Consider the following 6,881-nt stretch of genomic DNA (forward strand, 5'->3'; position numbering starts at 1 on the left):
CCGTAGGCGCAAGCACCGTAGGCGCAAGCAGTCCGCAGGGACTGCTTGTGTCCGACTCCAGTTCGCCAAGCCGGCCCGCCTTGGGCGATGTGCTTGCCGGTCAATCCGGCAAGCATCGCCGTCCCCTCGGGGGCTGAGGCCGGACACGTTGCGCCCAGTGGGCGCGATGTGCCTGCCGAAGAGCTGCGGCATTGCCGCAGCGCGGTCTGCAAGACCGGCTAGCCCGCCTGCGTTCAGCAAGGCGGGCTGGACGAGGGGCCTCAATGTCCTGCGTGAGGTGTGTCGGCGTAATAGCCGGGCGCGCGCGGCACGTCCCTGCTGAACAGGGTGCGGCGTAGCGCCTCATCGTCGTCACCCTGCCAGTCGCGCTCCCACAGCGTCAGCGGCAGGTCGGTGGCGTGCAGCACGCGCAAGAGCCGCTCGCGCCGGCGCTGCAGGCGGAGCTGGTCTTCCGCAATCGGCATCAGTACGACGGCACGCGCATAGCCATGCTCGTCGCAGAGCGCGAAGTCCACCGTCAGCAACCCCGTGCGTGACAGCCATTCGCGATAGGGGTGCTGCCGCGGCACGCGCACCAGCTTGTGCAGCGGCACGTGCGCGAGCAGGAAGCCCTTGGGGTGCGCCAGCGCCAGCACCTTGGCGAGGGATCTGTGCGCGTGGCGGTCGGCGCTGGCCAGCACCCGCGCCGGCGTGGGCGGCCAGCGCACCACCGTGTCCGACGGTTCGGGCTCGTGCGCTTCGTTCGGTTGGGTCAGGCGGCTCAGCCAGGCGCCGACGCTGCGCGGGAGGTGGAGGTTCAGCATGGGCGCGAGGCTAGTGGCGGGGCCAGGTCTTGACCATGCCCGCGCCCCCTTCAACCTTGGGGCCAAGTGTGTGCACTTGTGTCCCCGCTGTCCCAAGGCTGTCGCGCCCTTCGTCTGCAGGCGGGCCAGCCTTCGCCGGGTTCAGCCCATGCCGGGCAAACCCTTCATGCCGCCCATGCGCTTCATCATCTTCATCAGGCCGCCGCCCTTCATCTTCTTCATCATCTGCTGCATCTGGTCGAACTGATTCAGCAGGCGGTTGACGTCCTGGATCTGCACGCCGGCGCCGGCCGCGATGCGGCGCTTGCGGCTGGCCTTGCTCTTGCCGTCCATCAGCAGCGTCGGGTGCGAGCGCTCCTTGGCGCTCATCGCGCGCAGGATGCCTTCCATGCGCTTCATGTCGCGCTCGGCGCGGTCCATGTCGGCCTGGCCGGGCTGCTTGTTGCCCATCATGTTCTGCGGCAGCTTGTCCATCAGGCCGCCCAGGCCGCCCATCTTCTTCATCTGCGCGATCTGCGTCAGGAAGTCGTTCAGGTCGAAGCCGCTGCCGCTCTTGAGCTTCTCGGCCATGGCCTGCGCCGAGGCCATGTCGACGTTGGCCGTGACCTGCTCGACCAGGGCGACGATGTCGCCCATGCCCAGCACGCGGCCGGCGTGGCGGTCGGCGTCGAAGACTTCCAGGCCGTCGATCTTTTCCGAGACACCCGCGAACTTGATCGGCGCGCCGGTGATCTGGCGCACCGACAGCGCCGCGCCACCGCGCGAGTCGCCGTCCAGCTTGGTCAGGATGACGCCCGTCAGCGGCAGCGCTTCCTTGAAGGCCTTGGCCGTGTTGACCGCGTCCTGGCCCTGCATCGCGTCGACGACGAACAGTGTCTCGACCGGGTTCAGCACCGCGTGCAGGTCCTTGATCTCGGCCATCAGCACGTCGTCGATGGCCAGGCGGCCGGCCGTGTCGACCAGCAGCACGTCGAAATAATGGCGGCGGGCGTAATCCAGCGCGGCCAGCGCAATGTCGTGCGGCTTCTGGTCGGGCGTGGATTCGAACCACTCCGCGCCGGCTTGGCGCGTGACGGTCTTCAACTGCTCGATGGCGGCGGGGCGGTAGACGTCGGCGCTGACCGTCAGCACCTTCTTCTTGCGCTTCTCGATCAGGTGCTTGGCCAGCTTGGCCGTCGTCGTCGTCTTGCCGGCGCCCTGCAGGCCGGCCATCAGGATGACGGCCGGCGGCTGGGCGGCCAGGTTGATGTCGGCCACGCCCTCGCCCATGGTCGCGGCGAGTTCCTTGTGCACGACCGAGACCAGCACCTGGCCGGGGTTCAGCGAGCCGACGACCTCCTGGCCCAGCGCCTTCTCCTTCACGCGGGCGATGAAGTCGCGCACCACAGGCAGGGCCACGTCGGCCTCGAGCAGGGCCATGCGCACCTCGCGCAGCATGTCCTGCACATTGGTCTCGGTGATGCGGGCCTGCCCGCGCATCGTCTTGACGAGGCGACTCAGGCGGTCGGTGAGGTTGGATGCCATGGGATAGGAGAGGGCCGGACCGCCAGAACGGCGGAGGCCAAAAGTACACTGCGACCCATGAGTTTATCGCCCGCTCCCCTGGGAGGCGCCGTCGTGGGGCCGGGCGTCGCGCTGGCCGTCGCCAGCGGCCTGGCGCTGCTGGGCTATGTCTGGGTCGGTCTGCTGCGCGCGCGAGCCGGCGAGACGGAGACGGCCGAGACCGCATTGCGCCCGCCGCTGCGCTCGGTGCCGCCCATGGCCCTGGCCTGGACGGCGCAGTTCGTCGCCCTCTTTATTGATATCAGTGGCTTCGGCCTGGCCACGCCGGGCGCGCGCTTTGGTTTTGCGCCGGCGCTGTCGATGACGACCTGGCTGGTGCTGACTGTGTATCTGATCGAAAGCCGCTTCCTGCCGCTGCACAGCGTGCGCCGCGTGCTGGCCTGGCTGGCGGCGGCGGCCGTGCTGCTGGCCTGGAGCTTCCCCGGCGAGAGCCGGCCGCTGGCCGCCTCGCCCTGGGCGCCGCTGCACTGGGTGCTGGGGCTGGCGTCCTACGGCCTGTTCGGTGTGGCCGTGCTGCATGCGGCGCTGATGAACCGCGCCGAAAGCCGCCTGCGCCACAAGCAGACCACGCCCGGTGGCCTGCCGCTGCTGCAGCTGGAGCGGCTGACCTTCAACTTCGTCGCCGCCGGCGTGGGGGTGCTGTCGCTGGCCATTCTGCTCGGCTGGTGGTTCACGCCGACCTGGCGCTGGGACCACAAGAACCTGCTCGCCGTGCTGGGCTGGCTGGTGCTGACCGGCCTGCTCGTGGGCCGGCGCATCTACGGCTGGCGCGGCCGGCGCGCCACGCGCTGGCTGTATGCCGGCGCCGGGTTGCTGCTGCTGTCCTACGCCGGCTCGCGCTTCGTGTTCGAGGTCATCCTGCAGCGCGGCTTGAACGGGGGGGGCGCATGAAGTACGTGCTGCTGCTGGCCGTGCTGGCGCTGCTCATTTTCATGATCGGCTTCAAGCGAGGACGGCCGAGCGAGCCCGAGGCGCGCAAGCCGACCCCGCCGCCCGCGAAGCCACAGCCGCAAGCCATGCTGCGCTGTGCCGAATGTGGCATGCATCTGCCGGCCGACGAAGCGCTGCCGGGCAAGGGCGGCGTGTTCTGCAGCAGCGCGCACCGCAGCAGCCACGAGGCCCGGCTGGGTGGCTGACGCCAGCTGGTTCGTCGAGTCCCCGCCGGCCGAGCCGGTCGAGAGCAGCGTCAGCTTCGACCGCCTCTACCGCGCCTTCCTCGCCGCGCGCGCCGCGCTGGGTCTGGCGCTCATCGGTGCGCAGCTGATCGCCTCGGTGCTGTCGGCACCGCCGGCGGGCTCGACGATGGGCCTGAGCGCCTCCTACGCTGTGGCTGCCGTGGCGCTGTGGCTGCTGCCGCAGCTGCGCCGTGGCGCGTCGGCGCGCAGCCTGGCGCGCATCAGCAGCCCGCACTGGTGGAGTGCCATCGGCGTCGACCTGATCCTGTTCGGCGTGCTGCATGCGCTGGACCCGAGCGGCGTGAACTACGGTGCCCTGTTCGTCATGCCGGTGCTGATGGCGGCTGTGCTCAGCCCCCGCCGGCTGGCGCTGGCGACGGCGGCGATGGCGACGCTGGGCCTGCTGGCCGCGGCGGCCTGGTCCTTGCTGGCGGGCGTGGACGTGGGCCTGAAGACGACGCAGGCCGGGCTGGTGGGCGGCGGCCTGTTTGCCGTCAGCTTGCTGGCCGGCGAGCTGAGCGCGCGCCTGGCCCGTGAAGAGAAGGCGGCGCGCGGCAGCCTGGCGCTGGCCCGCCAGCAGGAGCTGTTGAACCGCCTGGTCATCGACGAGATGCAGGAGGGCGTGCTGGTCGTCGACCGGCGCGGCCGCGTGCGGGCGATGAACCCGGCGGCGCGCACGCTGCTGGGCGCGGCCAGCGGCGAGCTGAGTTGGCAGCTGCGCGGCCGAGGCGACTGGCAGCCGCTGGTGCTGGCGCTGGAGCAGGCCTATGCCGGCGGTAGCAGCAGTGGCGCCGAGATCGATGTGGCCCTGCCCTTGGACAGCGGCGTGACGCGCAGCCTGCGCCTGCGCCTGCGCTTCACGCGCCAGCGCGAAGGCAGCGAGGAGCTGTGCGTGCTGTTCGTCGAGGACAACCGTGAGCTGCTGGCCCGCACGCGCCAGGAGAAGCTCGCCGCCATGGGTCGCGTGTCGGCCGGCATCGCGCACGAGATCCGCAACCCGCTGGCCGCCATCGCGCAGGCCAATGCGCTGATCTCGGAAGACGTGGTCGGCACGCGCGCCGAGCAGCTGAGCAAGATGGTGGCGTCCAACGTGCAGCGGCTCAAGCGCCTCGTCGACGACGTCACCGAGGTGGCGCCCGGCGTGCAGCCCGACACGCAGGTGCTGGACGTCAGCGAGCTGGTGCACGAGACCTGCGTGGACTGGGTGGTCGTCAACGGCTTGGATGCGGGCGCGCAGAGTCGCTTCCAGCTGCAGATCGCGGCGCCCGGGCTGCTGGCGCTGTTCGACCCCGAGCACCTGCGCCGCGTGCTGGTCAACCTGCTGGACAACGCGCTGCGCCACGCCGACGACGGCGCCGGCGCGGTGCGTGTCAGCCTGGCGGCCGCTGGCGATGCGCTGGACCTGGTCGTGCGCAGCGCCGGCCCGCCGGTGCCGCCGGACGTGGAGCGCCATCTCTTCGAGCCCTTCTTCTCGACGCGCAGCCGCGGTTCGGGCCTGGGCCTCTATATTTGCCGGGAGCTGTGCGAGCGCCATGGCGCCCGCATCGAGTACCGCCGCGCCAGCGACGCGGCGGCCAACGAGTTCTGCCTGCATCTGCGCACGCCCACCTCCAAGGCCCTATGAACGCTGCCACGCCTGCGCGCCTGCTGGTCGTCGACGACGAGCCCGACCTGCGCACGCTTTACGAGCTGACCCTGCTGCGCGAGGGCTATGAGATCGACAGTGCCGGCTCGGTGGCCGAGGCGCTGGCTCACCTGCAGGCCAGCCAGTACAGCGCCGTCATCACCGACATGCGCCTGCCCGACGGTTCCGGCCTGTCCGTGCTGCGCTGGCTGGAGCAGGCGGCGCGCCCCGAGAAGGCCATCGTCATCACGGCCTTCGGCTCGGCCGAGAACGCGGTCGAGGCCTTGAAGGCCGGCGCCTTCGACTACCTGACCAAACCGGTGGACCTGCGCCAGTTCCGCCTCGTCGTCGCGTCGGCGCTGGGTCGCGTGGCGGCCGAGCCCTCGCCAGTGGCCGCCGAGTCGGGCGCTGCTGCGGCGACCGCGCTGCGGCTGGTGGGCGAGTCACCCGCCATCCGCGCGGTGCGCTCGCTGATTGACAAGGTGGCGCGCAGCATGGCGCCGGTGCTGGTGCAGGGCGAGTCGGGCACCGGCAAGGAACTGGTGGCGCGCGCGATTCACGACCATGGCGCGCGCGTCGGCGGGCGCTTCGTCGCGGTGAACTGCGGCGCCATCCCCGAGAACCTGCTGGAGGCCGAGTTCTTCGGCTATCGCAAGGGCGCCTTCACCGGCGCGAATGAAGACCGCGAGGGCTTCTTCCAGGCGGCCGACGGCGGCACGCTCTTCCTGGACGAGATCGGTGACCTGCCGCTGGCGATGCAGAGCAAGCTGCTGCGCGTCATCCAGGAGCGCTCGGTGCGGCCGGTGGGCGCGACGGCCGAGACGGCGATCAACGTGCGAATCCTGAGCGCGACGCACAAGGATCTGGGTGCCGAGGTGGCCGCCGGCCGCTTCCGCCAGGACTTGTTCTATCGCCTCAACGTCATCCAGATCCGCGTGCCGCCGCTGCGCGAGCGGCTGGAGGACCTGGGCCTGATCGGCGCCCGTGTGCTGGCCCGCATCGCCCAGGACGCGGGCGTGTCGCCCACGCCGCGGCTCACCAGCGACGCGCTGCAGACGTTGTCCCGCTATGCCTTCCCCGGCAATGTGCGGGAGCTGGAGAACCTGTTGCACCGCGCGCTGGCCCTGGCCGGCGGCGAGTGGATAGACGCCGACGACCTCGGCCTGCCCGACACGCTGCTGGACGAGGACCGCAGCGAGTCGCAGTTTGCGGCGCTGGAAACGCCCATCGCTGCCGCGCCTTTGGCCGAAGGGCTGTCGCTGCCCGAGCAGTTGCCCAGCGACCTGGCGCGCTATCTCGACGAGGTCGAGCGCGCCATCCTGCTGCGCGCGTTGGAACTGCACCGCTTCAACCGCACGGCGGCGGCGGCCAGCCTGGGGCTGTCGCTCCGGCAGATCCGCTACCGCATGGCGCGGCTGGCGATCTCCGCTGGGGATAGTTGAGGCCCCTCGCCCAGTGCGCCTTGCTGAACGCAGGCGCCCTGGTCGGTCCCCCGAGCAACTGTGTCTGGCGTCAAGCCCCAGAAGGGGTTTGAAGATGCTTGACAGCATCCCAAGTGGCTTGATCGCGCAACATGGCATTGATCACGGTGAGCAACTTGCGCATGCAGGCCACAAGGGCCACCTTCCTGGCCTTGCCGGCTGCGACCAGGCGTGCGTAGAAGACCTTGATCGCAGGGTTGTGAACGATCGCCGAGACCGTGGCCATGTACAGCAC

Annotated in this window: 6 protein-coding genes and 1 pseudogene; 4 read left to right on the forward strand and 3 right to left on the reverse strand. The window is 70.4% G+C overall.

From position 1 onward, the window contains the following. Positions 1-260: 260 nt before the first annotated feature. Both ACXRVZ_RS27170 and ffh read right to left on the reverse strand, forming a co-directional pair. On the reverse strand, positions 261-803 hold the full coding sequence (locus tag ACXRVZ_RS27170) for a hypothetical protein (RefSeq protein WP_457421004.1): 543 nt from the start codon (positions 801-803) through the stop codon (positions 261-263). Positions 804-944: 141 nt separating this feature from the next. Then, positions 945-2,327 (reverse strand): signal recognition particle protein, encoded by a 1,383-nt coding sequence (gene ffh, locus ACXRVZ_RS27175; RefSeq protein ID WP_457421006.1) that lies wholly within the window; start codon positions 2,325-2,327, stop codon positions 945-947. Positions 2,328-2,384: 57 nt separating this feature from the next. Here ffh and ACXRVZ_RS27180 point away from each other — a divergent pair, with 57 nt between their 5' ends. The 4 genes from ACXRVZ_RS27180 to ACXRVZ_RS27195 are packed head-to-tail and all read left to right on the forward strand — an operon-like array spanning position 2,385 to position 6,607. Beyond that, positions 2,385-3,257, forward strand: a complete 873-nt coding sequence (locus tag ACXRVZ_RS27180) for a cytochrome C assembly family protein (protein ID WP_458233085.1) — start codon at positions 2,385-2,387, stop codon at positions 3,255-3,257. Continuing rightward, on the forward strand, positions 3,254-3,502 hold the full coding sequence (locus tag ACXRVZ_RS27185; RefSeq protein ID WP_458233086.1) for a PP0621 family protein: 249 nt from the start codon (positions 3,254-3,256) through the stop codon (positions 3,500-3,502). The genes ACXRVZ_RS27180 and ACXRVZ_RS27185 overlap by 4 nt, the downstream gene beginning before the upstream one ends. After that, positions 3,495-5,165, forward strand: a complete 1,671-nt coding sequence (locus ACXRVZ_RS27190) for a sensor histidine kinase (RefSeq protein ID WP_457421012.1) — start codon at positions 3,495-3,497, stop codon at positions 5,163-5,165. Before ACXRVZ_RS27185 ends, ACXRVZ_RS27190 begins: the two co-directional genes overlap by 8 nt. Further along, positions 5,162-6,607 (forward strand): sigma-54-dependent transcriptional regulator, encoded by a 1,446-nt coding sequence (locus ACXRVZ_RS27195; protein ID WP_457421014.1) that lies wholly within the window; start codon positions 5,162-5,164, stop codon positions 6,605-6,607. Before ACXRVZ_RS27190 ends, ACXRVZ_RS27195 begins: the two co-directional genes overlap by 4 nt. Before the next feature lie 70 nt (positions 6,608-6,677). On the opposite strand, the pseudogene ACXRVZ_RS27200 reads toward ACXRVZ_RS27195, so the two are convergent. Further along, positions 6,678-6,881, reverse strand: a pseudogene (locus ACXRVZ_RS27200) (IS110 family transposase); the annotation flags it as partial.

The sequence above is a fragment of the Roseateles sp. P5_E8 genome (genome assembly GCF_054177665.1).

Coding starts and splice junctions, on each gene's coding strand:
- ACXRVZ_RS27170 (WP_457421004.1), bottom strand. CDS start 803: ATGCTGAACCTCCACCTCCCGCGCAGCGTCGGCGCCTGGCTGAGCCGC.
- ffh (WP_457421006.1), bottom strand. CDS start 2,327: ATGGCATCCAACCTCACCGACCGCCTGAGTCGCCTCGTCAAGACGATG.
- ACXRVZ_RS27180 (WP_458233085.1), top strand. CDS start 2,385: ATGAGTTTATCGCCCGCTCCCCTGGGAGGCGCCGTCGTGGGGCCGGGC.
- ACXRVZ_RS27185 (WP_458233086.1), top strand. CDS start 3,254: ATGAAGTACGTGCTGCTGCTGGCCGTGCTGGCGCTGCTCATTTTCATG.
- ACXRVZ_RS27195 (WP_457421014.1), top strand. CDS start 5,162: ATGAACGCTGCCACGCCTGCGCGCCTGCTGGTCGTCGACGACGAGCCC.